At 44.3% G+C, this 25246-nt stretch carries 28 protein-coding genes, 1 riboswitch and 1 other annotated feature; of the genes, 23 read left to right on the top strand and 5 right to left on the bottom strand.

Annotated elements, in window-relative coordinates; translation table 11 throughout:
- Positions 1–589 precede the first annotated feature (589 nt).
- Positions 590–1528 (bottom strand): aldo/keto reductase, encoded by a 939-nt coding sequence (locus SIN01_RS06005; protein ID WP_010024935.1) that lies wholly within the window; start codon positions 1526–1528, stop codon positions 590–592.
- 223 nt (positions 1529–1751) lie between these two features.
- Here SIN01_RS06005 and SIN01_RS06000 point away from each other — a divergent pair, with 223 nt between their 5' ends.
- From SIN01_RS06000 to SIN01_RS05930, 17 genes are all read left to right on the top strand, one after another.
- A complete protein-coding gene (locus SIN01_RS06000; protein ID WP_010024934.1) occupies positions 1752–2216 on the top strand; it encodes an ASCH domain-containing protein in 465 nt (154 codons plus the stop codon).
- 55 nt (positions 2217–2271) lie between these two features.
- Positions 2272–2784: a GNAT family N-acetyltransferase gene (locus SIN01_RS05995; protein WP_010024933.1), complete on the top strand. Its 513-nt coding sequence runs from the start codon at positions 2272–2274 to the stop codon at positions 2782–2784.
- Between the two features lie 315 nt (positions 2785–3099).
- A complete protein-coding gene (locus SIN01_RS05990) occupies positions 3100–3552 on the top strand; it encodes an HIT family protein (RefSeq protein ID WP_010024932.1) in 453 nt (150 codons plus the stop codon).
- A gap of 569 nt (positions 3553–4121) precedes the next feature.
- A complete protein-coding gene (locus SIN01_RS05985) occupies positions 4122–4598 on the top strand; it encodes a PTS sugar transporter subunit IIB (RefSeq protein WP_010024931.1) in 477 nt (158 codons plus the stop codon).
- Between the two features lie 69 nt (positions 4599–4667).
- A complete protein-coding gene (locus tag SIN01_RS05980) occupies positions 4668–5471 on the top strand; it encodes a PTS mannose/fructose/sorbose/N-acetylgalactosamine transporter subunit IIC (RefSeq protein WP_010024930.1) in 804 nt (267 codons plus the stop codon).
- Complete coding sequence (locus SIN01_RS05975) at positions 5464–6279, top strand: PTS system mannose/fructose/sorbose family transporter subunit IID (RefSeq protein ID WP_010024929.1); 816 nt, start codon at positions 5464–5466, stop codon at positions 6277–6279. Before SIN01_RS05980 ends, SIN01_RS05975 begins: the two co-directional genes overlap by 8 nt.
- Positions 6280–6327: 48 nt before the next feature.
- On the top strand, positions 6328–6501 hold the full coding sequence (locus tag SIN01_RS15385) for a PTS sugar transporter subunit IIA domain-containing protein (RefSeq protein WP_010024928.1): 174 nt from the start codon (positions 6328–6330) through the stop codon (positions 6499–6501).
- Positions 6488–6748 (top strand): PTS sugar transporter subunit IIA, encoded by a 261-nt coding sequence (locus SIN01_RS15550; protein WP_272947202.1) that lies wholly within the window; start codon positions 6488–6490, stop codon positions 6746–6748. The genes SIN01_RS15385 and SIN01_RS15550 overlap by 14 nt, the downstream gene beginning before the upstream one ends.
- Complete coding sequence (locus tag SIN01_RS05965; RefSeq protein WP_047035083.1) at positions 6741–8438, top strand: glycoside hydrolase family 13 protein; 1698 nt, start codon at positions 6741–6743, stop codon at positions 8436–8438. Before SIN01_RS15550 ends, SIN01_RS05965 begins: the two co-directional genes overlap by 8 nt.
- 134 nt (positions 8439–8572) lie before the next feature.
- Positions 8573–9181: a MurR/RpiR family transcriptional regulator gene (locus tag SIN01_RS05960; RefSeq protein ID WP_010025451.1), complete on the top strand. Its 609-nt coding sequence runs from the start codon at positions 8573–8575 to the stop codon at positions 9179–9181.
- The gene (locus SIN01_RS15000; protein ID WP_156994758.1) at positions 9178–9330 is read left to right on the top strand and encodes a hypothetical protein; all 153 of its coding nucleotides are present in this window, start codon (positions 9178–9180) and stop codon (positions 9328–9330) included. Before SIN01_RS05960 ends, SIN01_RS15000 begins: the two co-directional genes overlap by 4 nt.
- Before the next feature lie 25 nt (positions 9331–9355).
- A complete protein-coding gene (locus SIN01_RS05955; protein ID WP_010025452.1) occupies positions 9356–9808 on the top strand; it encodes a GNAT family N-acetyltransferase in 453 nt (150 codons plus the stop codon).
- Positions 9809–9841: 33 nt separating this feature from the next.
- Positions 9842–10105: a hypothetical protein gene (locus SIN01_RS05950; protein WP_010025453.1), complete on the top strand. Its 264-nt coding sequence runs from the start codon at positions 9842–9844 to the stop codon at positions 10103–10105.
- A 61-nt stretch (positions 10106–10166) separates the two neighbouring features.
- Positions 10167–10407: a binding site (T-box leader), on the top strand.
- A 55-nt stretch (positions 10408–10462) separates the two neighbouring features.
- A complete protein-coding gene (locus SIN01_RS05945; protein ID WP_373864398.1) occupies positions 10463–12637 on the top strand; it encodes an anthranilate synthase component I in 2175 nt (724 codons plus the stop codon).
- A gap of 189 nt (positions 12638–12826) precedes the next feature.
- A complete protein-coding gene (locus SIN01_RS05940; RefSeq protein WP_010025461.1) occupies positions 12827–13762 on the top strand; it encodes an L-lactate dehydrogenase in 936 nt (311 codons plus the stop codon).
- A 167-nt stretch (positions 13763–13929) separates the two neighbouring features.
- Entirely contained in the window at positions 13930–14490 is a 561-nt protein-coding gene (locus SIN01_RS05935; RefSeq protein ID WP_010025462.1) for a maltose acetyltransferase domain-containing protein, read from the top strand.
- A gap of 244 nt (positions 14491–14734) precedes the next feature.
- Positions 14735–14983 (top strand): hypothetical protein, encoded by a 249-nt coding sequence (locus SIN01_RS05930; protein WP_010025463.1) that lies wholly within the window; start codon positions 14735–14737, stop codon positions 14981–14983.
- 120 nt (positions 14984–15103) lie between these two features.
- Here the strand turns inward: SIN01_RS05930 and SIN01_RS05925 are convergent, their stop codons facing one another.
- From SIN01_RS05925 to SIN01_RS05910, 4 genes are read right to left on the bottom strand one after another with little or no spacing between them, the layout of a single operon-like run.
- Entirely contained in the window at positions 15104–16159 is a 1056-nt protein-coding gene (locus SIN01_RS05925; RefSeq protein WP_010025464.1) for a sulfate/molybdate ABC transporter ATP-binding protein, read from the bottom strand.
- Between the two features lie 45 nt (positions 16160–16204).
- Positions 16205–17071: a sulfate ABC transporter permease subunit CysW gene (gene cysW, locus SIN01_RS05920; protein ID WP_010025465.1), complete on the bottom strand. Its 867-nt coding sequence runs from the start codon at positions 17069–17071 to the stop codon at positions 16205–16207.
- Between the two features lie 23 nt (positions 17072–17094).
- Positions 17095–17928, bottom strand: coding sequence for a sulfate ABC transporter permease subunit CysT (cysT, locus tag SIN01_RS05915; RefSeq protein WP_010025466.1), 834 nt, complete (start codon positions 17926–17928; stop codon positions 17095–17097).
- Positions 17929–17977: 49 nt separating this feature from the next.
- Positions 17978–19018, bottom strand: coding sequence for a sulfate ABC transporter substrate-binding protein (locus SIN01_RS05910; protein WP_010025467.1), 1041 nt, complete (start codon positions 19016–19018; stop codon positions 17978–17980).
- 605 nt (positions 19019–19623) lie between these two features.
- Positions 19624–19740, top strand: a riboswitch (SAM riboswitch).
- A gap of 228 nt (positions 19741–19968) precedes the next feature.
- On the opposite strand from SIN01_RS05910, the gene SIN01_RS05905 reads away from it, so the two are divergent.
- The 6 genes from SIN01_RS05905 (at position 19969) to cobA (ending at position 25245) form a co-directional block, all read left to right on the top strand.
- A complete protein-coding gene (locus SIN01_RS05905; RefSeq protein WP_010025471.1) occupies positions 19969–20706 on the top strand; it encodes a phosphoadenylyl-sulfate reductase in 738 nt (245 codons plus the stop codon).
- An 89-nt stretch (positions 20707–20795) separates the two neighbouring features.
- Positions 20796–21950 carry a sulfate adenylyltransferase gene (sat, locus tag SIN01_RS05900; RefSeq protein ID WP_174842578.1) on the top strand — a complete coding sequence of 385 codons (1155 nt, stop codon included), beginning with the start codon at positions 20796–20798 and terminating at the stop codon, positions 21948–21950.
- A 16-nt stretch (positions 21951–21966) separates the two neighbouring features.
- On the top strand, positions 21967–22575 hold the full coding sequence (cysC, locus tag SIN01_RS05895) for an adenylyl-sulfate kinase (RefSeq protein ID WP_047035086.1): 609 nt from the start codon (positions 21967–21969) through the stop codon (positions 22573–22575).
- A 25-nt stretch (positions 22576–22600) separates the two neighbouring features.
- Positions 22601–24229 carry a nitrite/sulfite reductase gene (locus tag SIN01_RS05890; RefSeq protein ID WP_010023398.1) on the top strand — a complete coding sequence of 543 codons (1629 nt, stop codon included), beginning with the start codon at positions 22601–22603 and terminating at the stop codon, positions 24227–24229.
- A 6-nt stretch (positions 24230–24235) separates the two neighbouring features.
- Positions 24236–24454, top strand: coding sequence for a DUF3906 family protein (locus SIN01_RS05885; RefSeq protein ID WP_010023396.1), 219 nt, complete (start codon positions 24236–24238; stop codon positions 24452–24454).
- A 14-nt stretch (positions 24455–24468) separates the two neighbouring features.
- The gene (gene cobA / locus SIN01_RS05880) at positions 24469–25245 is read left to right on the top strand and encodes a uroporphyrinogen-III C-methyltransferase (protein ID WP_010023394.1); all 777 of its coding nucleotides are present in this window, start codon (positions 24469–24471) and stop codon (positions 25243–25245) included.
- The last annotated feature ends 1 nt before the right edge of the window (position 25246 follow it).

The raw sequence follows: 25246 nt of genomic DNA, 5'->3' as shown, positions 1-25246 counted from the left end.
ATCTATGCAAAAATGACCGCTTGATGAAAATCAGCGGATAAATAATCGAAGGACATTCATTAATAACTATAGATTAAACGATTGATAGAATCAATATAAACGGTTTGAGACAAGGGACAGGTAGAAAAGCATCGTCACCATTGCTCGGGAAATTAAACTTTTGAAAGTGACTGATAAAAACGCAAAAGTGGTCGATAAACTTTTGAAAGTGACTGATAAAAACGCAAAAGTGGTTGATAAACTTTTGAAAGTGACTGATAAAAACGCAAAAGTGGTCGATAGCCATAGCTGTCTTGTGTTTTTCTGTCTACGCGAAAAAAAACTATTGAGGTGGTAAAACCACTGACATCTTCAGTACTTGGGACAACTTGGGCTATTCAGCATTCATTCTGGCCCGCAGCATGATAAAATGTTTGCCAATGGCGATCAAGGTCCTCTCGTTTTGATTGGATGATATACCTAATCATTTGTTTGCCGAGCATCAAATGTGATCAATACGCCTTTATCAAAACGCTCGAGTCCGAGTATTGACTAAGTGGCAGGTCAGCAAAACAAAAAAGCGCTTCACAGCGCTTCTTTTTGATCGTGTTCATCGGTTTGTGAAGGTTCGGTCGATGAGATCATACTCTTCTTTTGAGAGCTTTACATCAAGCGCGTGGACAATGCCTGGAATTTGACCGGCATTACGCGCACCTGGAATCACTGCAGTCAAATCAGGATTTGCCAAGTACCATGCCAGCACAACCTGAAGGACGTCAACATGGTGTTTCTGCGCAATTGGACGAATAGTGTCTATGTTCTTGATTGTTTTTTGGAACGCTTCGCCATTGAACTTCGCATCTTTACTGCGCGGATCGCTTTCTGCAAAGGTCGTATCCTTGTTAAACTTGCCTGTGAGCAATCCGGATTCAAGTGGGAAGTACGGAACAAAAGAAATACCCGCATCACGCAAGTAAGGAAATAGTTTCTCTTCCTCATCACGGTGAATCAAACTGTAGTAATTTTCAATCACATCAACATAGCCATCCTGATTGGCTTCCTGTGTCTGTTCAAATGAAAAGTTGGAGATCCCGATGGCACGAATTTTACCCGCTTCTCGTAATTCTTGAAGTGCGCCGACCGCTTCACTTTTTGGCGTCTCTTTGTCAGGGAAGTGTATATAAAAAATATCGATATAATCGGTCTTCAGTCGTTTCAGTGCGTCATCCACCGATTGTTTCAGAAACTGGGGATTATTATTCAGCACCATCTCACCGCTTGAGAAGTCATGGGCGGCTTTATCGGCAATGATCACTTGCTCTCTTGGAAAATTAGCAATGACTTCACCAATCAGTTCTTCAGAGCGTCCTTTTCCATAGATAAAAGCTGTATCAAGCAATTGAATCCCCGATTTAAGCGCAGCATGAACGGTTTCCAGTCCATCCGATTCTGATAAATTGGAAAACAAGTTATGACCTCCGACCTTGTTTGTACCCAGACCAAGAGGAACCGTTTCAACCTGACTTTTTCCAATTTTCACTTTGCTCATCAAGATACCTCCTTTTATTATAGGAAAGCTAACGTTGTCACTAATGTATCATAACGCTTGATCAAAATCCGTTTTCATGCTCAATGATCGATACGTTAACCGCCCCCAACATCTATTGGTCGCGCTCCTCCTTGGATTTTTATTTGCCGTCATTGTACAATCAATTTAATAGGTGGCAGCGGATATTAAATTCAGAAATCAACTCGATAAAAGGAGTACGTCAATGGCAAACGATGAAGCGATTATAAAGTTCTGGAACGAGTATAAAACAAAGCAAGGCCTAACGCATGACAACTACCAGGCTTGGGCGTTCGGCAATACCCCTGAAATGGCTGATGATTTGGCAGAGTTGGTTGTTCGGGGAATCAAAACGGCGACAACCTCCGCCTATGAACTCTATGAAAAAGAGGAACCGCTTCCGCAAGTCGGAGAGTACAACATCATTCTTAATGGTAATGGTGAGCCGGAAGCGATTACCAAGACCGTTGTCACGGAAATTGTTCCCTATAACTTGGTCACATGGGAACACGCTTATCACGAAGGCGAAGGAGACCGTTCCCTTACTTATTGGCGACGCGTCCACGAGGCCTTTTTTAAGCAGGAATATGCAGAAGCAGGGCGGTCATTTCACAACGAGATTCCGTGCTTTTGCGAAGTTTTTGAGGTGGTTTATCGAAAGCAAGTTTGAGCGATTTGCGGCTAACCGCAGATTCTGCATCAAAGTCTACCATTGAGGTGATCGTATGGTTCAATTAGTAGAGCCGACTCCGGAACTAGAAGATGCGTTTAACGACTATTTGTCGGAATGGGTAGCTTCCGGGGAAGAAATCATTCCGAGTGCTTCCGCGAAAGGAGCGATCAGCTACCAACAATTTTTAGCGGAGCTTGAGGAAGGAAAAACCGCTGCGGTGCGCAAGCGTGGCTGGGTTCCGGCAACCTTGTATTTTTTAGCGGACGCGAACGGACGTCTGTACGGGGCGGTGCATTTGCGCCATGAATTGAACGAAGCTTTACTCGATCTTGGCGGTCACATTGGGTATGGTGTTCGGCCTTCGGAACGTTGCAAGGGCTTTGCGACTAAGATGCTGGCGCTTGCACTCGATAAGGCGCGGGCGCTTCATCTGAAACGCGTGCTCCTCACATGTGACAAGAACAATAGAGGTTCCGCAAAAACAATCATTCATAATGGCGGTATTCTTGAAAATGAGCTGCGGCATGGGGACCGAATCACGCAGCGGTATTGGATTGAGCTATAGAGCACACTCCTTCCCATTTTTTGGAAAACGAAAAAGACAGGTTCCCCTGTCACTGATCCTTTTTATCTAGCTTTTGGGCAATCACTTTGAGCACATCGTTTCATTCTTTATGTATTTTTAAAAATTGAAGCATGTACCAGATGATGAAGACAGGAATTGCGATGTAAATCAAAATAAAAATGGGTAAGACAGCTGTTGCGGTTTGCATCATGTGAATTCTCTTTTTTCCTCATTATAGCAAAAGGGATACGTTATTCGATCCTTTTTGACCGGAATATCGTGGTGCAACAAGAAAAAAAGGAGGTGTTACGCATCATGAACTGGAAGGAAAACAGAATCGAATCAGCGAAAAACGGAACCAATCCGATGGTTCTTGCAGAATTGAAAAGCGGCTACGCGGTAATTGGTGATACACAATTTTTGCCGGGCTATTGCGTTCTGCTTCCGAAAAGAGAAGTGTTTAGCCTTAATGATTTAGCCGTTCCGGAACGTTCACAGTTTTTAACTGATATGAGTTTAATTGGTGACGCAATCCTCAAGGTTTGTCACCCGCTCCGCGTTAATTACGACCTATTGGGCAATGCTGATGCGTTCTTACACGCACACATTTTTCCCCGCTACGAGTGGGAAAGCGAAGAACGACGAAAAAAGCCGGTGTGGCTCTATGATTCGTCGAACTGGTTTGATGATGACAAGCAATTCAGTGAAGAAAAGCATGGAAAAATGAAAAAAGAACTCGCTAGTTATCTGTCTGATTGTACGTTTTAACAGGGATAAACAACGATAAACATTAATGCTAAGCACTAATGATGCGGCATTCCATACCTTGATATTATTTTTGTTAAATTTCGTAACCTTGGTATAAATCGTTTGCATTTCAGGCCGATACCCAGGTAATCAAAACTCGATTTATACAGCATGGCGATGATATAAATAGGAAAGCCGATATAGTGCCTTTCTGCTAAATTAGCGAAAAGCAACTCTATGCACGAACATAGAAATAAATTTTTATAAAATTTTAGCTACAATAATTACGAAAGATGCCTCAGAAAAACGGATCTTCTCACTCTCCATCGTTTTAGTGATTTTTCGTTCTCCTCCTCTATTCGTTTCATCTCTATCTGAAGCTTTTGAATGATTCCTCATTATTGGCTGATCGTTAATCATTATAGAGTTGAATCAATGAAATCTCGGGAAATTTCCCTATGATTGGACACCTTTTCTCGATGTTCCTATCCATTTCCCGACATGTTTGGAATCTATTGTTTGCGCTTTCACGTAATGCTATGCTCTATTCGTAGTTAAAAAGAAAACGCATTCAATAGGGGGTCTGTACGATGGGACTAGTACTTGCACGAATTGATCAACGTTTAATTCACGGAATTGTAGTGACCCAATGGGCAGCGCATACAAAAGCAAAGCGATTGATGGTCGTCGATGATGAAGTAAGTAAAGATGAGACTCAAAAAGCAGCGATGCGCATGAGTAAGCCTTCAGGAACAGGGATGTCAATCATTGATACGGAAACGGCAATTGCCAACTTTAATAAGGGAAAGTATGACAGCCATAATGTTTTCTTAGTTGTTCGTGAGCCGGAAACATTATTAAAACTTGCTGATGGCGGCGTTCACATTCCGAAGGTAAACGTAGGAATCATTTTTGACGGTGAGGGAAAAAAGACGGTTAAGAAAATGGTTTCTGTCGATGAAAAGGAAGTTGCTGATTTAAAAGCGCTAAAAGAAAAAGGAATTCCAGTTACATTCCACTTTGTACCGGGAGAAGTAGAAGAGCCACTAGAAACTTATATTAAATAAATAATCGATAGAAAGTGGAGTTTACACATGATGTCCGCAATGACTCATGACTAGGAAGAGGAGAAAAAAATGGAGATTATTCAAGGAATACTCATCATTGCCTTGGCATTCTGGATGGTTCTTGACCAACAGGGATTTGTCATTACCACATGGTACCCGGCGATTATTGGAATGATTGCAGGTATTATTATGGGCGATGTGACTACAGCAATGATTATAGCCGGAACCTTTCAATTGATGGCTTTGGGAGTAGCCAACATTGGCGGATCATCGGTACCAAACTATGGTCTTGCAACACTTGTCGGCGTTTATGTTGCGCTTCGAACAACCCATGATATTGAAAATGCGAAAGCGATTGCCTTGGCAGTCGGTGTTCCTGTCGGAATGTTGGGCATTCAATTAGATGTTCTCGGTAAATTGTTGAATTCGTATGTTTCTCATGCCGCTCAAAAAGCGTTAAATCAAGGAAAGTTTAAGAAAATGGAACGCATTTTTTGGATAGGTCCGCTCATCTTTGGTATGACTACAGCACTTCCTACAGCACTTTGTGTGTTATTTGGCGATCGGCTTGTGCGTTTGATCCTAGATTTTGTGCCAAAGTGGTTTACAGACGGACTATCCATTGCAGGGTCAATGCTTCCAGTGGTCGGAATTGCACTATTACTACAATTTATGCCCGTCAAAAAATACTTAACGATGCTTATAATTGGCTTTGTTATTTCTGCATATCTTAAATTACCAATTCTGGGTATTGCACTCTTAGGATTTGCCTTTGCTTATTATTACTTCACGCAAAATATGAAAAAGACACCGGCGGTAGCCGGAGTTGGCGATACGGGTGATGCCGGTGAAGGAGATGATTTTGATGAATAGCGTGGAGAAGAACGATGTGGTAACGAAAAAAGACATTCGAAAAGCATCCATTCGTTATATGTTTATGGCGTGTAATACATTTAACTATGAAAATCAGCAAGCACCTGCCGTTGTGTATGGGCTAAGTAAAGTGTTACGGAAAATCCATAAAAAGGATGAAGATTATAAAGCCTCGTTAAATAATCATTTTAATTATTTCAATACAACAACATGGATGGCGAACTTGCTATTAGGTGCTTCTATAGCAATGGAAGAAAAAGATGGGATTAAGTCAAAAAATGCCGTTCAAGCATTCAAAACGGGGATGATGGGACCATTAGCTGGTGTTGGTGATACACTCGTTTGGGTACTTTATCCGACGATTATGGGATCGATTTCTGGCTATATGGCACTGCAAGGCAATCCAACGGGTGCCATCATTTGGTTGTTGTTAAATGTTATTTTCTTCTTTTTTCGTATGAAATTATTCGACATGGGACATAGCTCTGGATTGAAATTGATTACTGCCCTCGGCGATCGGTTGAACATTTTTACCGAGTCCGCTTCCATCATGGGACTAACCGTAGTCGGCGCATTAATTCCCTCAGTCGTGAAAATGAACATTCCGATTGAATTTAAAACCGGAAAAGTGACCTTGCCCATTCAAACAGAAATCTTAGATAAAATTATGCCGGCGTTACTCCCGGCAGTGTTAACTTATGTCGTCTACAAATTAATCGCTTCAAAGAAACTGAGTATCACACAAATTATTTTTCTAGTGATCGGATTGGCGTTGGTTTGTTCATTCTTTGGAATATTAGGCGTTTAAAGCGAGGCAAGTTGTCGTTTTTCATTTAAAGAAAGGAAAAGAAATACAATGCGAAAAATTATCATTGCGAGTCATCACAAAATGGCAACAGGAATAAAAGACACGTTGAACTACATTACGGGTGAACGCAACAACGTTTCTGCACTCTCTGCATATTTGACGAATACACCGATTCAGGAAGAAATTGACGCCTTGTTAAAAGGGGTGGATCAAGAAAGATGAAGTTGTCGTCTTCACAGACTTATTAGGAGGATCGGTCAATCAATCCTTTGCCAAATATACAGCACGTCCGCATTTCCATGTGATTACCGGAATCAATCTACCCATTGTCTTGACCATAGCATTGAAGCCAGATGACACGTATCTAACAGCGGAACAAATTCGCTCGTCGCTAGATGAGGCGAAGGAACAATTGATTTATGTGAATGACTTTATAACAAATAGGCCTGAAGATGAAGACGATGAGTAAGGAGAAAATGATGGAAAAAGACTGGTGGAAAAAAAGCGTCGTTTATCAAGTCTATCCACAAAGCTTCAAAGATACAACGGGGAGCGGAGTAGGCGACTTAAATGGAATTCATGAAAAACTGCCTTATTTGGCTGAATTAGGCATTGATGTGATTTGGTTGAATCCGATTTATCAATCGCCGATGGTCGATAATGGCTATGACATTTCCGATTACTTCAAAATTAATCCTAAATATGGAACCATGGACGATTTCAAACGCCTTTTAAATAAAGCACATTCTTTCGGTATCAAAATTATCATGGACTTGGTCGTGAATCATACAAGCGATCAGCATGAATGGTTTCGAAAATCATGCGAATCGCGTGATAACGCGTATTCTGATTTCTATATTTGGAAAGATCCGAAAGCTGATGGAAGTCCGCCAACGAATTGGGGCTCCACTTTTGGTGGTCCGGCTTGGGAGTATGTGGAAAGTCGCGGGCAATACTATCTCCATTTATTTGCGAAAGAACAGCCGGATTTAAACTGGGAAAATCCAAGCGTTCGTAAAAAAATTTATGCCATGATGAATTTTTGGTTTGAACTTGGAATTGATGGATTCCGAATGGATGTCATTAGTTTAATAAGCAAACGTCAGGATTGGCCGGATGCTCCGGATGATGCCGTTTATAGTAAATCCTATTATATTGGCGCATCGAATGGTCCGCGTGTCCATGAATTTCTTCATGAGATGAATCAAGAAGTATTAAGTAAACACAAGATTATGACTGTTGGCGAAACAGCAAATACGACGAGTGACCAGGCGATTTTATACACGGATCCTGAGCGTAACGAATTAAATATGGTCTTTCATTTTGACCACATGCACTTAGACTACGGACCCTATGGGAAATTTTCAGATGTGCGTTTTAAGATGAGTGATTTGCGAGATGTTATGACCGAATGGCAGCGCAAGCTGGAAGGTCATGGGTGGAATTCACTTTATTGGAGTAACCATGACCAGCCACGCGCGGTGACTCGTTTTGGGAATGATAGGGACTATCGGGTGGAGTCTGCGAAAATGCTTGGAACCCTTCTCCATATGATGAAAGGGACGCCCTATATTTATCAAGGAGAAGAGTTGGGCATGCGCAATGTTCGCTTTGCTTCGCTAGATCACTATAAGGATATTGAAACCATAGGAGTGAAGAAGGACTTTGAAGCGCGGGGGCTTTCGCAAGCGTATATCAAAAAATCCATTTTTTTGAAATCTCGGGATAACGCGCGTACACCGATGCCCTGGAACGGAAAAGAAAAGTTTGGATTTACTACTGGGACACCATGGATTGATTTTAGTCCGGATAATGCACGCATTAATGTGGCGCATTGTCTGAAAGATAAAGACTCGGTCTATTATCATTATAAGGAGCTCATTCGCCTCCGCAAAACGTTGCCGGTTGTGATTGACGGGACCTATGAATTGATTAATCCAACCGATTCCGACGTCTATGGCTACATGCGTGTTCTTCAAAAGCAAAAGTTAGTGGTCATCTGTTCCTTCTCGGATAATAAGGTAAACTATCATTTGCCTGAAGAATTAAAGCATGCTTCTGGAAAATTGTTACTCTCAAATTACCATGATAGCAAAGAAGTATTGGCGGATTTAGAACTCCGTCCCTATGAAGCGGTTATCTATCTTATTGAAGAATAAACGATACATGTGGCGAGTAAGAGACGGTCTCGGCTCTTACTCGCCTTTTTTGCGGTATACTGAAAAGGAGCAGAGCAAAACGTGTCGTGTCGATAATAGACCTTGAAACGATCGATTTTATAAGGTGGAAGCGTATGGATTTTGAATTAAGTATAAAGATGAATTATGATCGACTGACCGATTCAGAAAAAGAAATGGCAAAGTTCATGATGAGGCGACCGCAGGATGTGGTTAATATGAGTATTGTTGAATTGGGAGCAGCAATGCTCAGTTCAAAAAGCTCCGTACTTCGCTTTGCAAAAAAATTGGGGTATCGCGGATTTTCAGAATTAAAATATGTCATTCGTGAGTCCATGAAGGTCCCCGCGTTAGAACCCTCTGACTTGACTCAGTTATTAAAACAGGATTTGGATTGGATCATGCGCTATGTGGAACAAACCAATTTCCAGCCTTTTTTGCAGAAATTGAAAGATGCACGCATGGTTTTCTTATATGCTACCGGCTTTTCGCAGAATAACTTCACCAAAGAATTCTCTAAGGACCTGATGCTCGCAAAACGTGCCAATATGCTGATCTCCGGAGAGTCCAATTTGTTAATGAGCAGTTCGATTATAAGGAAAGATGACTTGATTATTTTTACTTCATTGAGTGGAGAGACGCCCGGTATAAAAGACGCAGTGCGAATGTTGAAAATGAGGAATATACCGATTGCCACGTTTACTAAGTTTGGTAGTAATTTTTGAGTGAAAATGCTAATTATTCCTTTTTCTTTGAAGCGACGCCGCTACCGGATCATCAGTACAAGCAACAAATTCATTCACTGATTGGTTTAGAATTGATCCTTGATGTGGTTTCTCGAAAATACCGCGAGTTTATTCTCTTTGATGAGTGACAAAGGAAATGGAGAGGTATAAATCGTGATTGTGAAATTAGAACGAAATGACCAAGTTCCGATGGATCTCTTGTTGCTTGCTGATCCTTCCCAGAAAATGATTGAACGTTACCTGGATCGATCGACATGCTTGGCGATGGTTAAAGAAAACGAAATAGTCGGCGTTTGCGTGTTGATTGAGACGCGTCCGCTTACAATGGAGATTGTCAATATCGCCGTGCGTGAGAAAGAACAGGGCAAAGGAAATGGCAAAAAGCTGATTGAGCATGCAACAGACTACGCAAAAACAAAAGGCTTTCGCAGATTGGAAGTCTGCACTGGAAATTCAAGCATTTTACAGCTTGGTTTCTACCAAAAATGCGGCTTTTCGATGACCGGCATTGATAAAGGTTATTTTATTGATCATTATGCCGAGCCTATTTTTGAAAATGGCATCCAGTGCCGCGATAGGATTCGTTTTGCTAAACGCTTGTCGTGAGAGGCGAAAACATGGGGAAATGAGGGATACCCAATGGATGAGTACTTTTTTTATACCCAATTACAAGGTTGGGAATGGGAAGATGAGGATAAAGGGCTTGTTAACTTAACCTTCAGAACAGACTTGACTGAAACGCATTCAGAAACCTTTAATCTCCGATTGGATCTGAATAACCATCGATTGACTTGTCCGGATAAAGAAATTCGTGAGAAAAAGTATGTTGCACTCTTGCTTCAGCATGATGATGACTATATAAGAAATCTAGTCGACAAAATCAACAGGAAACGGAGCAAATGATCATTTTTTCAGTTGACTTTCCTGCGTATTCGCAATAGAATGAAAAGCAATCAAATTGATGATTTATGCGATGATGAAGAGGAGTAGCCAGAGCGAACGCTTCAGAGAGCTGATGGTAGGTGTGAATCAGTGCGGACGTTCTGGTGAATGGGCTTTTGAGCATCCGGGCTGAACGCATAGTAGGCATCGGCGGAAACTCTTACCGATAAAAGAGAGAATGTATCGAGCGGTGATCCGCTTTCCGTACATGAGCGCGTTTTTTAACGAACAAAGGTGGCACCACGGGGTCTCTCGTCCTTATTAGGATGAGCGGCCCCTTTTATTTTTTAGAAGAGTGCAGATGAGAACAGTAGAGGAGTGACGAGATTGAGTATTTTATCTCATTTTGAAGCTAAGACAGGTGCCATGACGTATACGACGAAAGCAGGCGTGAAAATTACCCGCCATGCGCGAGCGCTTGATGAAGCACGTACAATGGATGATTTGCTTCGGCAACTTGACCATCAAAAAGGTGCTGTCTTCTCAAGCAGCTATGAATATCCGGGCAGATATACACGCTGGGATATTGGCTTTGTGAATCCGGGAATCGAAATTCGCTCCTATCCCAATGAATTTGTTGTCTCTGCCCTGAACCAAAGAGGCAGACTGCTGCTTGCGGCTATTGATGAGCAGTTAACTAAGAACAGCCAAATTGTAGTGATTGAGCGGTCCGCCAAATCAATCATCGGTACGATCGAATCGGACCATGAACTGTTCCGTGAAGAAGAGCGAACGCGGCAACCTTCGATTTTTACGGTGTTGCGGTCCATTCAGGAACTGTTTGCATCATCTGAAGATCATTTTCTCGGTCTGTATGGCGCCTTTGGTTACGATCTTGTTTTTCGATTGGAACCGATGCCGCTGCATCAGGAACGTGAGGAACGGAAACCGGACTTGGTGCTCTCTATTCCCGATGAGATCAGTATTGTCGATCATCAGCGTGAATGTGCGTATTGCCTGTCCTACGATTTTGAGATTGCAGGGCAGTCGACCGCGGGACTGCCAAGAGATGGCGCGTTCTATGAGTACCCAAAACGTGAAGACATTCCTGAGGATAAGAAGTACAAAAAAGGCAGATATGCGCAACTGGTTGAGAAAGCCTTAACAGCGTTCAAACGGGGCGATTTATTTGAAGTGGTTCCTTCGCATACCTTTTATGAACCATGCACGGGCAGTCCGTCGGAAATCTTTCAAAACTTGCGTACGATTAATCCAAGTCCCTATGGATTTATGATCAACTTAGGAACGGAACACCTTGTTGGCTGTTCACCGGAAATGTATGTCCGAGTTGACGGCAAGCGGGTTGAAACATGTCCCATCTCTGGAACGATCAGGCGCGGAAAAAATGCGATTGAAGATGCAGATCGTATTCGGCAACTGCTGAACTCGGAAAAGGACGAAGCGGAATTGACGATGTGCACGGATGTGGACCGTAACGACAAGTCAAGAATTTGCCTGCCGGGCACGGTTAAAGTGATTGGCCGCCGCCAGCTGGAAACGTATTCGCATCTGATTCACACGGTTGATCATGTGGTGGGCAGCCTCAAGCCCGAACGTGATGCTCTTGATGCGTTCATCACGCATATGTGGGCGGTCACGATTACCGGTGCGCCGAAACGCAATGCAATTAAATGGATTGAACAGCACGAAGCGTCGCCGCGCGGCTGGTACGGCGGTGCCGTCGGTTATCTGACCTTTGACGGCAATCTGAATACCGGGCTGACCTTGCGTACAATGAAAATTAAAGCAGGCATCGCTGAAATCCGTGCTGGTGCCACGCTGCTGATTGACTCCGTACCGCAGGATGAAGAGGATGAGACGTTAACAAAAGCAGCAGCTTTGAGGCAAGCGGTCGAAGGCACAAAAGCAGTATCGCGCAATCCGCATCATAAAAAGGACGCGGTCGGTCGCGGGAAGAAGATTTTGATTGTCGATCACGAAGATTCATTCGTCCACACACTGGGCAACTATTTTAAACAAACCGGCGCCTGCGTCGTGACTGCCAGAACAGCATTAGCAAAACAACTGCTCAATGATTCAGCGGATTTTGATCTCGTTGTCCTGTCGCCAGGACCCGGGACGCCGAACGACTTTGCCATCCACGAGACGATTGACCGTTGCATCGAAAAAGAACTGCCGCTTTTCGGCGTTTGCCTCGGCCTGCAGGGCATCGTCGAATACTTTGGCGGGAAATTAGGTTACGCAAAAGAGCCAATGCATGGCAAAGCATCCACGATCACCGTTACAGAGCACGGCAAGCTCTTCAATGAAATCACGGATTGCTTTACCGCCAGTCGCTATCATTCCCTCTATGCGGAGCAAGTGCCCAACTGTTTGACCGTTACTGCCCGATCTGAGGATGGCATGGTCATGGCCTTGGAACATAAAAAATTACCGATTGTCGCGGTACAATTTCACCCGGAATCGATTCTGACCGCACGGCATAATATCGGACTGAAGATCATTGAAAATGTAATAGAGAGCATCAGCTGAACTAAGACCTTTCACAGCGAATCGATACATTACCGAGCCTATTTTTCTTATTAAACTTAAATTGAGGCAGCTTCTTTTTCGAGTTTTCTAGAATGACTAAAAAAACAGCAAATCTTCGGGTTCAGAAAACTCAATCTATGTTATGATAATGATAGGATGTTAAATTTTACTATAAAGAAGGCTAGAGAAATGAGAAAGTATGCGATTATTGGTCTTGGACATGTCGGCGCAGCAGTTGCATTCCAGCTTGTATCGAGGGGGATTGCCGATGAGCTGATCCTCATTGATACGAACGAAGGACTGGCGCGCGCGGAACAACTTGATTTGCAGGATATGCAGGGGCGGATCGACACGCGAACGATCATTAAAATCAATGATTACAGCGAACTTGCCGATACGGACATTTTGTTCATTACTGCCGGTAATATTCTTGCATACAAAGAGAAGCAAGCACAAGGAAACCGCTGGGCAGAATTCGAGTATACGAAGGACATCGTGCAAGATATTGCGCCAAAAGTTAAGGCGTCCGGTTTCCATGGTGTAGCCATCGATACGATGAACCCTTGCGATGCGATTACGCAGTATTTCCAGGAAAATACCGGACTCAGCCGTCAGCAGGTTTTTGCAACCGGAACGTTCCTTGACACGGCGCGGATGCAAAAAGTGGTTTCCGATCAATTCGATTGTGATCCGAAAAACGTTTCCGGCTATGTATATGGCGAACATGGCGAATCGCAATTCACCGCGTGGTCAACGGTTCGCGTGAATGGATTGGACATTACGGAACTTGCGAAAGAACGGAACCTAAACCTGGATGATTTGGAAGAAGCAGCACGTCGCGGCGGTTGGGAAGTCTATAAAGGCAAGGGCTATACAAGCTGGGCAATTTCGACCTGCGCCGTTAAACTTAGTCAGGCCGTGCTTTCCGATGCTCATGCTGCCTGCATTTGCTCCTGCTACAGTGAGAAGTACGGCACTTATGTTGGTCAGCCGGCAATCATCGGCAAAAATGGGATTGAAGAAGTCCTCACACTGCCGCTGACTACTGAAGAAGAAGCGAAATTTAAACACTCTGCAGATACAATTAAAGAGAAATTCCAAACGTTTGAAAAACAAACCAACTGATCAGCGAAAAAGCGAACGATCATTTACTCGACGATTTGAGTTCGGTACACCCGGACTCGAATCGCCGAATTTTTTTATCTTCTAAACGGTACGGCATGCCATTTATGCGTTGTTCCTATAGAATAGAAGCGGACGGCCAAGAAAAAACATTTAGAAGGAGCAAAACCATGACATCTGAAAAACAAAAAATGATTGCCGGAGCGCTTTACAACGCGATGGATCAGGAATTAAAAACGGATCGCTTAAATGCTAGAAAGTTAACACGTCTATTTAATCACACGACCGAAACCGATCAAAAAAAGAGAACGTCATTATTAAAACGGCTCTTCGGTTCGACTGGAGAAAAACTATACATCGAACCGACCTTTCGCTGCGATTATGGGTACAACATTCATGTTGGTGAACATTTTTACGCCAATTTTGATTGTTTGTTCTTAGACATTTGTCCGATTCATATCGGCGACCACTGCATGTTCGGCCCTGGCGTGCATATTTATACGGCAGCCCATCCGCTTAATGCGGCGCTGCGTATTTCTGGTGTGGAATTTGGAAAGCCGGTGACGATTGGCAATAACGTGTGGATTGGCGGACGAGCAGTGATTAATCCTGGTGTCACGATTGGCAATAATGTGGTGATTGGTTCAGGTTCGGTTGTCACCAAAGATGTGCCGGACAATGTCGCTATCGGCGGCAATCCGGCAAGAATCATCAAGACGATTGAGGAATAGGGAGGCAGTTCCATGCATCTTCCGTTTATTCGGCACATGGAACCCGACGATGATCCGGTGATCCCGCGCCGGTTTATCGTTGGATAGGGAAGATCGCGGCGGACGGTTGGAGAGGGGGATACACCAAGCGAAAGCTGCCACAAATCAGCCCAGCTGATCCTCTCATCCCCTAATTGCTAGTCTCAGAAGTGGAGGCTGGTGTTATGCGCGCATTCGGTGGCATATAGTTATATACCGAAGTGAGATGAGCCGTCAATCAAATATTTGTAAGCGATTTCCTTGTATCGGCTATCATAAATTCAATAGTAAACTTTATGTATCAATTAAGAAGAAGCAGGGCGGCTATCCGAATGGCTATGACTCGTTTAAACTCATTTTGAATAACATCAAGGCAGTATCGGTGACCGGAAGCGGGAAAAAGCTGCTGCTTGAGATCAATGATGAGCAAACGGTTCTGCTCACAGGCGAAGGCGAACTGGAGATCGAGTTATAATCGACCATTAGAGAGCAGTCGTTTCGTGTTCGTGCTTTGATCAGAGACTGGGCATATTATCAATCATTTCAGAAAAAAGACCTGGACGGCTTTCCTTCCAGGTTTTTCTATCTTTGAAATTCACACAGCAAATATTTGCACTTTTTTTGGCTTGATATGGATGGTTTGATCTTTTTTCAAGTTTAACAGGGAAAACTCTTCCCAGTTAATCTCGATATTAAGCACGTTATGGCTGTCTGAGCGTTCGACTTCGAGATGAACAGTTGGTCCAACGGCATGAATATGTTTGATCTGCACAGGAATGGAATATTTTCCGGAACGATCTTTTTCAATGACGAAATGGTAAGGCCGGACAAATCCAAGACCGGCGGATTCGATGTTGGAATCAATTGGCGCTTCGGTTTCAAAGGAGCCATCGATAAAGGTACCGTTAATGATCTTTCCCTCGAACTTATTGGCACTACCGATAAAGTCATAGACAAAGGGATTCGCAGGGTGATTGTAAACTTGTTCTGGTGTTCCAACCTGCTCGATTTTTCCGTTCTGAATGATGACAACACGATCGGCAACTTCAAAGGCTTCTTCCTGGTCGTGGGTTACGAAAATACTTGTTACTTTGACGGATTCATGAAGTTCCCTGAGCCAGTACCGCAGTTCTTTTCTCACTTTGGCGTCCAGTGCGCCGAACGGTTCATCAAGCAACAAAATTTTTGGCTCGATAGCCAAAGCACGGGCAAGCGCAACCCGCTGCCGTTGCCCACCGGACAACTGAGACGGATAGCGTTTGCCAAAGGGTTCGAGGCGGACTAAGCGGAGTAATTTATCAACCTTTGCCTTGATTTCTGCTCGGGAAGGTCTGATTTTCCTCGGCCGCACTCTCAGACCATAGGCAATGTTGTTAAACACCGTCATGTTCTGAAAAAGCGCATAATGCTGGAAAACAAATCCGACTTGGCGCTCTTTAATATGAGCATTGGTCAGATCCTGTCCGTGAAAAACGATTTGACCATTGTCCGGCTGTTCCAGTCCGGCCACAATGCGAAGCAATGAAGTTTTTCCTGATCCTGATGGACCCAGTAAAGCCACGAGTTCACCGGTCGGTATCGTTAAGTTGATATCGTTAAGAATTTGAAAGGAGTCAAATGCTTTGGATACGTGATTAATTTCAATACTCAAAATGAATACCTCCTTAAAAAAAGTAGACCATTGCGGCGCAAAATTTCAGCGGGTCTGCTTTTTAATGAAATTTTCAAGAACCACTTTAATGACCATGGTCAGAATAGCCAGGAGCGACATGATCGATGCAATGGCGAAGGCGGCGACAAATTGGTATTCATTATACAGGTTTTCAATTTGCAGAGGCATTGTATTCGTCATTCCACGTATGTGGCCGGAAACAACAGAGACGGCACCAAATTCGCCGATTGCCCGAGCATTGCATAAAATAATTCCGTAGAAAAGTGCCCATTTGATATTCGGCAAAGTCACATGAATAAACGTTTGCCACGCGCTGGCGCCGAGCAAGATCGACGCTTCCTCTGAAACGGTTCCTTGGCTCTGCATTAATGGGATCAGTTCCCTGGAGATAAAGGGAAAGGTCACGAACAGGGTGGCCAGAACGATCCCAGGGACGTTAAAAACAATGTTGATATTATGGCTGATCAGCCACCGGCCAAGTGAACTGTGCTGTCCAAATAAAAGAATGAAAATCAAACCGCCAATCACAGGTGAAACAGAAAAAGGAAGATCGATCAGCGTAATAAGAAGATTTTTTCCTCTAAAAGAATATTTTGTGATTACCCAAGCAAAAAGAATCCCGAAAACCGCATTGATTGGGACGACGATCAGTGTGACGAAGAGTGTCAGCCGGATTGCAGATAAAGCATCCGCTTCAACAATTGACGACAAATAGACACTGACCCCTTGCTTGAATGCTTCAAAAAAAATCGAAACAAGCGGGATGATCAGAAAACCGAAGAAAAAGAGCAGGACAACGGTAATGAGCGACCAGCGGACAACGTTCTCTTTCAGTGAATGACGGGCAGCAAACGCTTGACGAGGTAGATTCGGTTGAACCGTGCTTTCCATAAAACAGCAACTCCTCTTCCGAGTTAATGGCTCGCATAACGTATGCGCGACCACCACTGGATTAAATTAATCAGCAGGATCAGCGCGAACGAGATGACAAGCATCACAACGGCAATAGCTGTCGCAGCCGGGTAGTCGAACTGTTCCAGTTTTGTCATAATCATCAGCGGTGCGATTTCCGTTTTAAACGGCATATTTCCGGCAATGAAGACGACGGAACCGTATTCGCCAAGCGAACGTGCAAATGCAAGCGAAAACCCGGACAGTGCAGCAGGCAGCAATTGTGGGAAAATAACTCTTCTAAATGTCTGAAACGAAGTCGCGCCGAGAGAGGCCGAGGCTTCTTCGACTTCGTGTTCAAAATTCTGCAGAACCGGCTGAACCATTCGCACGACAAACGGCAGCCCGACAAAGATAAGTGCGAGCGTAATGCCAATTGGCGTAAACGAAACATCAAACGGCAGCCATTTGCCGATCCATCCCTTCTCAGAATAGAGCGTTGTGAGGGTAATGCCGGCTACCGCAGTTGGAAGAGCGAACGGCAAATCAACAAGCCCATCGACGATCCGCTTCAATGGGAAGGTATATCGGCTGAGCACCCAAGCAAACAGGAGCCCGAATACCAGATTCACGAGGGCAGCTGAGAACGCGGTTAGAAAACTCAACTTGTACGAAGCGATCACTCTTGGATCGGTAACGTCATTCCAAAAAGCGGTCCAGCCGAGCCGAGCTGAATAAATAAAGACCAGTGATAGCGGGATCAGCACGAGCAGAGACAGGTAGAGCGTCGACAAGCCCATTGTCAATCCAAAGCCGGGAATGGATTGTTTCTTTTTTGAATGTTGAATGCGTGTCAAATTTCTCAACTCCATTGCGCACGGATTAATAGAAGCGAATGTACAGTGATTATTTCGAATAAATTTGGTCGAATGTACCGCCGTCGGCAAAGTGTGTTTTCTGAGCTTTCGTCCAGCCGCCGAAGTGATCTTCAACCGTTACAAGGTTAAGTTTTGGGAATTGATCACTATATTTAGCCAAAATTTTCTGGTTCCTTGGTCGATAATAATTCTTCGCAATAATATTCTGAGCTTCATCGCTGTACAGATATTTCAAGTATTCAGTAGCAACCTTTGTTGTTCCATTGCTTTTCGCATTCTTGTCAACAACTGCTACCGGCGGTTCTGCAAGAATACTTAAGGACGGTGTAACTCTATCAAACTTGTCCTTGCCAAGTTCATTGATGCTCAAAAACGCTTCGTTTTCCCAGGCGATCAGCACATCACCGACACCGCGTTCCGTGAATGTTGTGGTTGCGCCGCGTGCCCCGGAGTCAAGCACTTTTACGTTGGAATAGAGTTTTTTAACGAATGCTTTGCTTTTCGCTTGGTCATTATTATATTTCTTGTCCGCATAAGCCCAAGCGGCCAAGTAGTTCCAGCGGGCGCCACCGGAGGTTTTAGGATTCGGGGTTACAATAGAGACTCCTTTTCGTGTCAGATCATCCCAATCTTTGATGTGTTTCGGATTGCCTTTGCGCACAAGGAAGACAATGGTTGATGTATAGGGTGTGGAGTTATCCGGCAGTCGTTTTTGCCAGTTTTTATTCAGGTTGTCCGTGCTATCGGCGATTGCATCGATGTCACCAGAAAGGGCCAGTGTGACGACATCTGCTTTTAAACCGTCAATAACCGAGCGGGCCTGTTTGCCTGAACCGCCATGGGATTGCTGAATGGTCACGTTCTGATTTGTTTTCTTCTTCCAGTATTTAGCGAATGCAGTGTTATAGTGTTGGTAAAGTTCGCGAGTCGGATCATAAGAAACGTTAAGCAATTTTACCGACTTTTTCGTATCGTTGCCGGATCCTTGTGAAGCGTTGCTTGATCCGCAGGCACTGAGCACACTGATAATCATCAATGCAGCAAGAAACAACAAGCTGTTTTTTTTCATTTTAACTTCCCCCTTAATGGCATTGCATTTTTCTTTTTAAGTGATGGTGTCAAGAAAGCAAATGATCAGAAGCAAAGGAAACAGGGTTGAAAAAAAGCTGCAATTAAGGACGCTTATCAACGATCAGGCGGAAGAATCGATAGGGTCTGCGGCAGCCATTGGGCAGTCGATAAGGGTTCACCTCAATTCTTTCTCCATAATTTTCACGAAAAATCCCCATTCTCTGAAAACAATAAAGCGGACTACGTCTACGTACCAAGAATCCGGAGATCCCATGTCTATAAGCGAGAACCTGTTCGATTGAGCGTCTTTACTTTTGCTTATAAAAAATGGTTTCCGGATATCTATGGAATATCCGCCGTTCACGATAAGCGTCACTTAAATTGGATTAATCCTATCACTATAGTTGGTATTAGACAAGGGATAAATTTACTAAAAACAGAATTATATTTTGAAATTCGATTAACAAGAGCTTGCTTTTCTATCATTCAGCAACACTAGGATTAACCGATTAATCTATAAAGAATTTTAATTAATTTGTAAACTATAAATAAAGGATCATTGACATCCCTTGCGATTCATTCTAAAATCAAACACAACTAAATGATCTATCCAGAGTGATGGAGGGACTGGCCCGATGACATCCGGCAACCTGCACAGATTCGTTTTCTCTGTAAGGTGCTAATTCCAGCAAAATGGTCAACCATTTTGAAAGATAGGAAAAACGACGCAACCTTTTTTCCTACAAAATGGAAGAAGGGTTATTTTTTTAGGAGGAGGTTAAAACGAGTGGCATTTGTCATTACATCGGCTGGTATTGGTGAAAAAGTAGGGAAATACCCAGACGCCTGCCCTGTGAAAACAATGCTGGAGGATGCGATGCCGGATGGCGAGTGCAAATGGTGACTATTTAATCGGTATTTTTTTCCTAAACGTAGGCTGCGAAATTGATGAAAGAGGTGAGTGCAACGTCGAATACAGTAACTTACAGTCAATGGGGCAATGCGAAACTCCCTGAATTCAGTGATCGAATAGCGTTGCTTGAGTCCAGAAAAGTACTCGGGTGGGCCTTCCAGGAGTATGGGGATAAAGTCGTTTATTCCTGCAGTTTCGGTGTTGAAGGAATGGTGCTGATTGATCTGATTTACTCAATGAACAAAACGGCTTCGGTTATTTTTCTCGACACTGATTTTCACTTCAAGGAAACCTATGAGCTGATCGATCGCGTGGAAAAGCGTTATCCGCAACTGAAGATCATCAAAGAAAAACCTGCGCTTACTCCTGAACAACAAGCTGAAGAATATGGCGCGGAGCTTTGGAAGCGGCGACCCGATCTCTGTTGCCGGATCCGCAAAATCGATCCGCTTGCGGGGCGATTAAAACACTATAACGCATGGATTTCCGGGCTAAGGCATGAGCAGTCGCCACTAAGACGATCCGTTTCATTTGTAAACAAAGATGAACGCTTTCAATCGGTGAAAATTTGTCCGCTTATCCATTGGAAATGGACGGAAATATGGGATTATGTGCGCAAACATGATTTACCGTATAATCCGCTGCATGATCAAAACTATCCTAGTATCGGCTGCGCCTATTGTACGCGACCGGTGAAAGCCGGCGAAGATCAGCGCGCTGGCAGGTGGAGCGCGTTTGATAAAACGGAATGCGGGCTTCATTTAAAAGACTAAAATTCCGAGTATAATCAGATGAATAATACGATTAATGCCATTTGAAAACTTGAAAGAGATGCAATTTTAGAAACGGAAATGAGGGGAAAATCATGACAAGCATACCGCATGGCGGCACACTGGTGAATCGGCAAAACTTTGGGGGAGCCGTTGATGAACTGGATAAAGAACTTCAGATTGACCAAGTCGCATTGAGTGATCTGGAATTGATTGCAAGTGGCATTTACAGCCCGCTCACCGGTTTTCTTAATGAGGAGAACTATCGTTCAGTTGTCGAAACGATGCGGCTGACAACTGGGCTTGCTTGGACAATTCCGGTGACATTGCCGGTAACCGAGGACGCAGCTGAACGGGTAAGCATTGGCGAAAAAGTTAAACTGACCTACCAAGGTGAGGTATACGGTACGATTGAGATCACCGAAAAATATCATCCGGATAAGGAAAATGAAGCAAGAAAGGTGTACTTAACAAATGATACCGCACATCCGGGTGTGAAACGGTTGTATGAACGCGGCGACGTGTATCTGTCTGGTCCGATTGAACTGATTAAGCGCTCGAAACGACCTGCTGAGTTTGCGAACGATTTCTTGGATCCTGCAGAAACGCGGCGTTTGTTTGATCGAAAAGGCTGGAAGACCATTGTTGGCTTTCAGACGCGTAATCCGATCCATCGCGCTCACGAGCATATTCAAAAGACAGCGCTTGAGACGGTTGATGGGCTGTTTATCAATCCCTTGGTCGGCGAAACAAAAAAAGATGATATTCCTGCGGATATTCGTTTGCGAAGCTACCATGCCTTGATCGACAACTATTACGTGAAGGAGCGAACGGCACTAGCCGTATTCCCGGCTGCGATGCGCTATGCAGGGCCGCGTGAAGCTGTTTTCCATGCGATTTGCCGGAAAAATTTCGGGTGTACGCATTTTATTGTCGGCAGAGATCATGCCGGGGTTAAGGATTATTATGGACCCTATGACGCGCAGAAGATTTTTTCTAACTTTTCGCGTGATGAACTGGATATTCAAACCCTTTTCTTTGAAAACAGCTATTTCTGCAAAAAATGCGGAAGCATGGCGTCAAACAAAACCTGCCCGCACGATCCATCTAACCATGTATCCCTTTCCGGAACGAAAGTAAGAGCTTTGCTTAGGGATGGCATCCGGCCACCTGAAACGTTCAGCAGACCGGAAGTTGCTCAGATTTTGATTGACGGATTAAGAGAAAAGGCAGATCTTGCGAAGTAAGGGGGATGTAGGGCGCATGGCGGATGCAGAGCATATCATTTGGCACCAAACAACCGTAACGAAAACGGACAGAGAAAGAAGAAGCGAGCACGGAGGCGCCGTTGTTTGGTTTACCGGCTTGTCCGGCTCAGGAAAATCGACGCTTGCCAATCGTGTTGAACATGAACTTTTTAAGCGCGGAATCCATACCTATCTCCTTGACGGAGACAATATCCGAACCGGGCTGAATAGTGATCTGGGCTTCTCCGCAGCGGATCGAAAAGAAAATATTCGCAGAATCAGTGAAGTAGCCGGCTTGTTTGTCGACAGCAATGCGATTGTGCTGACTGCCTTTATCTCGCCTTTTCAGGCAGATCGCGAAGCGGCACGACAGCGCGTCGCGGATGATGAATTTTTTGAGATCTATGTAAAGTGCCCACTTGAGGTATGCGAAAAGCGTGATCCGAAAGGTTTGTACAAGAAAGCGCTCGCCGGTCAAATTACAGCATTTACCGGTATCACATCGCCCTATGAAGAACCTCCGGCGCCTGATCTGATCATTGACACATCAGAACAGAGCCTGGAGGAGGGCACGCAGAACGTCATTGATCTATTAGAAAAAAACCGGGTGATCGGCAACAAATGATCCGGTAATGAGGAGGAAGGCGCCGATGGCTTATGAAAAGGTTTGGGCGAATAATGAGAAACTCAACAAAAATGAAATCAATAAGTTAAAGAAAGACGGCTTGTCCATCTTTGATGATATTCCGAAGTATGCGAAAGAAGGATTCGCGTCCATTCCGAAAGATCAGTACATGTATTTTAAATATGCTGGGTTGACGGTACAGAAACCACAGGATAAAGGATTGTTCATGCTTCGTGTGAAAGTACCAACGGGAATTATGAACAATGATCAGGCAGTTGTTCTATCTGAAATCGGCAACGCATTCGGACGCGGTTTTTTGGATCTCACCACGCGTCAGGCAATCCAATATCATTGGGTCCCTCTTGAGAAGCTCCCGGAAGTTTTTGACCGTCTGCATGCAGTCGGTCTGACAACAAGTGAAGCAGAAGGCGATGCACCGCGCAACATTGTCGGTAATCCGCTTGCCGGTATCGATTCGGATGAATTGTTTGACACACGTCCGGTCGTAAAAGACCTCTTTGACTTTTTCCAGGATAATCCGGATTATTCCAATCTGCCACGTAAGTACAAAATATCAGTGAACACAAATATTTATAACGCGGGACATGCTCAAATCAATGATCTTGCTTTTATTCCGGCGACCAAAGTGATCGATGGACAATCGGTTAAAGGTTTTCATGTGCTGGTTGGCGGGGGCCTTGCGGCGAAGCCTTATCTTGCCCGGCAGCTGAATGTGTTTGTTCGTCCTCAAGAAGTGGTGAAGATCGCTGCAGCGGTTACTAATCTGTATCGCGACTATGGTTATCGAAAAAGTCGCGCACGCGCACGGCTTAAATATTTGATTGCCGACTGGGGCATTGAGACGTTCGAGAAGAAAGTTTTGGAGCAGACCGGACCACTTGAAACGACTGGTCATGATGAATTTAAAGGATGGAATGCAGGTTTCTTCTACGGCGTGCATCCGCAGAAGCAAAAAGGATTCAGCTATGTCGGTGTCAGTGTACCGGTTGGACGTATCGCAGCGAATGATTTTTATGCGTTTGCTCAGCTTGCAAAAACCTATGGCAGCGGCGAATTGAGAACCGCTAATTCTCAGAATCTGATTATCCCCAATATTCCGGATGACCAAGTTGAAAGCTTGCTCGCAAACGCTATTTTCAAACGTTTTCCGATTCGACCGTCACATTTTATCGGATACGCAGTTGCCTGCACCGGCAATGAATTTTGCAATCTGGCCCTGACGAACACGAAAGATCGCATGAGAGAAATCGCAGAATTTCTTGATCGGGAGATTGATATTGATGTTCCGGTTCGTATTCATATGGTTGGCTGTACGAATTCTTGCGCGCAGCGTCAAATCGCCGAAATCGGTTTGCAAGGACTGAAGCTGCGCACGAAGGATAAAAAGCTGATTGATGCCTATGAACTGTTTGTCGGTGGGACACTTGAAGGTGAGGGCAAATTTAACGAACGGTTAAAAGGGAGGATTCCTAACGATCTATTACCGGATGTTCTGAAAGACTTCCTGATTTATTTCCGAGACAACAAGGAGCTTGGTGAGAGCTTCTATGCATTCAGCAACCGTGTCGGTATACCGTTTCTGCAAGAATTACTTGATAAAATTCTAAAATCGCGCACACAGGAAGTCGGGTGAAGGGCCATGGAGTTGTTTCGCTTTATTGTGACGGCCGGTACATCGGAGATTCCAGTCGTCGCTGTAGCAGAAAATGAAGAAGCAGCCTTCCGAGTTGTCGACCGGGAATTGGATCATACCCTTTTAAAATTACCGCAGATCGATCATATTGCTCTGATGCAAAAAAAGAGTATTTCAAAAAAAGGGTCAGGCTTTGCAATTCTGCCAAGGGAACGATTTGAGTAAGGGAGGAAGAACGGATGGGAAAAGTATATTTAGTCGGTGCCGGTCCGGGTGATCCGGATTTGATCACTGTCAAAGGTCTTCGGCTTATTCAAACTGCTGATGTGATTGTCTATGACCGACTGGTGAATGACGTTTTGGTCAATGAAGCAAAACCGACTGCCAAACGCATTTATTGCGGAAAAATGCCGCATTCGCATCCACTAAAACAAGGAGCAATCAACCATATCTTAGTCAACCAGGCTAAGAAAAATAAGCGCGTTGTTCGATTGAAAGGCGGCGATCCGTTTGTTTTCGGACGAGGCGGTGAAGAAGCGGTATTTCTTGCAAAAGAAGGGATTGCTTTTGAAGTGGTGCCGGGTATTACCGCAGGAATTGCTGCACCGGCCTATGCAGGCATTCCAGCAACCCATCGCGACTACTCCAGTTCACTGGCCTTTGTAACCGGGCATGCGAAAGCGGGTGGACAGGAAAAAATCGACTGGGCAAAGCTGGCTACCGGCGTCGATACGTTGGCAATCTACATGGGTGTCGGCAATATCGCCCATATTACGAATGAACTAATTATAAACGGACGGCATCCGTCAACACCGGTCGCATTGATTGAATGGGGAACAACAGAACACCAGCGTACCGTCACGAGTACATTGAGCCATGCCGCTGATGAAGCAGCGAAACAAAAAATACAGAGCCCGTCAATGATCCTTGTTGGCGAAGTGGTCAGGCTCAGGGATCAATTAAAAGGGTTCGAAGCGATGGAGCCGTCCGCAGATCCCGTCAAGGAGGCTTTATAAG

Source organism: Sporolactobacillus inulinus (genome assembly GCF_006539285.1).
Taxonomy (GTDB): domain Bacteria; phylum Bacillota; class Bacilli; order Bacillales; family Sporolactobacillaceae; genus Sporolactobacillus; species Sporolactobacillus inulinus.
This window is presented reverse-complemented; position numbering and strand designations above follow the sequence as displayed.

Excerpts from the sequence above, each read along its gene's own strand:
- SIN01_RS06005 (WP_010024935.1), bottom strand. The coding sequence starts at position 1,528 with ATGAGCAAAGTGAAAATTGGAAAAAGTCAGGTTGAAACGGTTCCTCTT.
- SIN01_RS06000 (WP_010024934.1), top strand. The coding sequence starts at position 1,752 with ATGGCAAACGATGAAGCGATTATAAAGTTCTGGAACGAGTATAAAACA.
- SIN01_RS05995 (WP_010024933.1), top strand. The coding sequence starts at position 2,272 with ATGGTTCAATTAGTAGAGCCGACTCCGGAACTAGAAGATGCGTTTAAC.
- SIN01_RS05990 (WP_010024932.1), top strand. The coding sequence starts at position 3,100 with ATGAACTGGAAGGAAAACAGAATCGAATCAGCGAAAAACGGAACCAAT.
- SIN01_RS05985 (WP_010024931.1), top strand. The coding sequence starts at position 4,122 with ATGGGACTAGTACTTGCACGAATTGATCAACGTTTAATTCACGGAATT.
- SIN01_RS05980 (WP_010024930.1), top strand. The coding sequence starts at position 4,668 with ATGGAGATTATTCAAGGAATACTCATCATTGCCTTGGCATTCTGGATG.
- SIN01_RS05975 (WP_010024929.1), top strand. The coding sequence starts at position 5,464 with ATGAATAGCGTGGAGAAGAACGATGTGGTAACGAAAAAAGACATTCGA.
- SIN01_RS15385 (WP_010024928.1), top strand. The coding sequence starts at position 6,328 with ATGCGAAAAATTATCATTGCGAGTCATCACAAAATGGCAACAGGAATA.
- SIN01_RS05965 (WP_047035083.1), top strand. The coding sequence starts at position 6,741 with ATGAGTAAGGAGAAAATGATGGAAAAAGACTGGTGGAAAAAAAGCGTC.
- SIN01_RS05960 (WP_010025451.1), top strand. The coding sequence starts at position 8,573 with ATGGATTTTGAATTAAGTATAAAGATGAATTATGATCGACTGACCGAT.
- SIN01_RS05950 (WP_010025453.1), top strand. The coding sequence starts at position 9,842 with ATGGATGAGTACTTTTTTTATACCCAATTACAAGGTTGGGAATGGGAA.
- SIN01_RS05940 (WP_010025461.1), top strand. The coding sequence starts at position 12,827 with ATGAGAAAGTATGCGATTATTGGTCTTGGACATGTCGGCGCAGCAGTT.
- SIN01_RS05935 (WP_010025462.1), top strand. The coding sequence starts at position 13,930 with ATGACATCTGAAAAACAAAAAATGATTGCCGGAGCGCTTTACAACGCG.
- SIN01_RS05930 (WP_010025463.1), top strand. The coding sequence starts at position 14,735 with ATGAGCCGTCAATCAAATATTTGTAAGCGATTTCCTTGTATCGGCTAT.
- cysW (WP_010025465.1), bottom strand. The coding sequence starts at position 17,071 with ATGGAAAGCACGGTTCAACCGAATCTACCTCGTCAAGCGTTTGCTGCC.
- SIN01_RS05910 (WP_010025467.1), bottom strand. The coding sequence starts at position 19,018 with ATGAAAAAAAACAGCTTGTTGTTTCTTGCTGCATTGATGATTATCAGT.
- SIN01_RS05905 (WP_010025471.1), top strand. The coding sequence starts at position 19,969 with ATGAAAGAGGTGAGTGCAACGTCGAATACAGTAACTTACAGTCAATGG.
- cysC (WP_047035086.1), top strand. The coding sequence starts at position 21,967 with ATGGCGGATGCAGAGCATATCATTTGGCACCAAACAACCGTAACGAAA.
- SIN01_RS05890 (WP_010023398.1), top strand. The coding sequence starts at position 22,601 with ATGGCTTATGAAAAGGTTTGGGCGAATAATGAGAAACTCAACAAAAAT.
- SIN01_RS05885 (WP_010023396.1), top strand. The coding sequence starts at position 24,236 with ATGGAGTTGTTTCGCTTTATTGTGACGGCCGGTACATCGGAGATTCCA.
- cobA (WP_010023394.1), top strand. The coding sequence starts at position 24,469 with ATGGGAAAAGTATATTTAGTCGGTGCCGGTCCGGGTGATCCGGATTTG.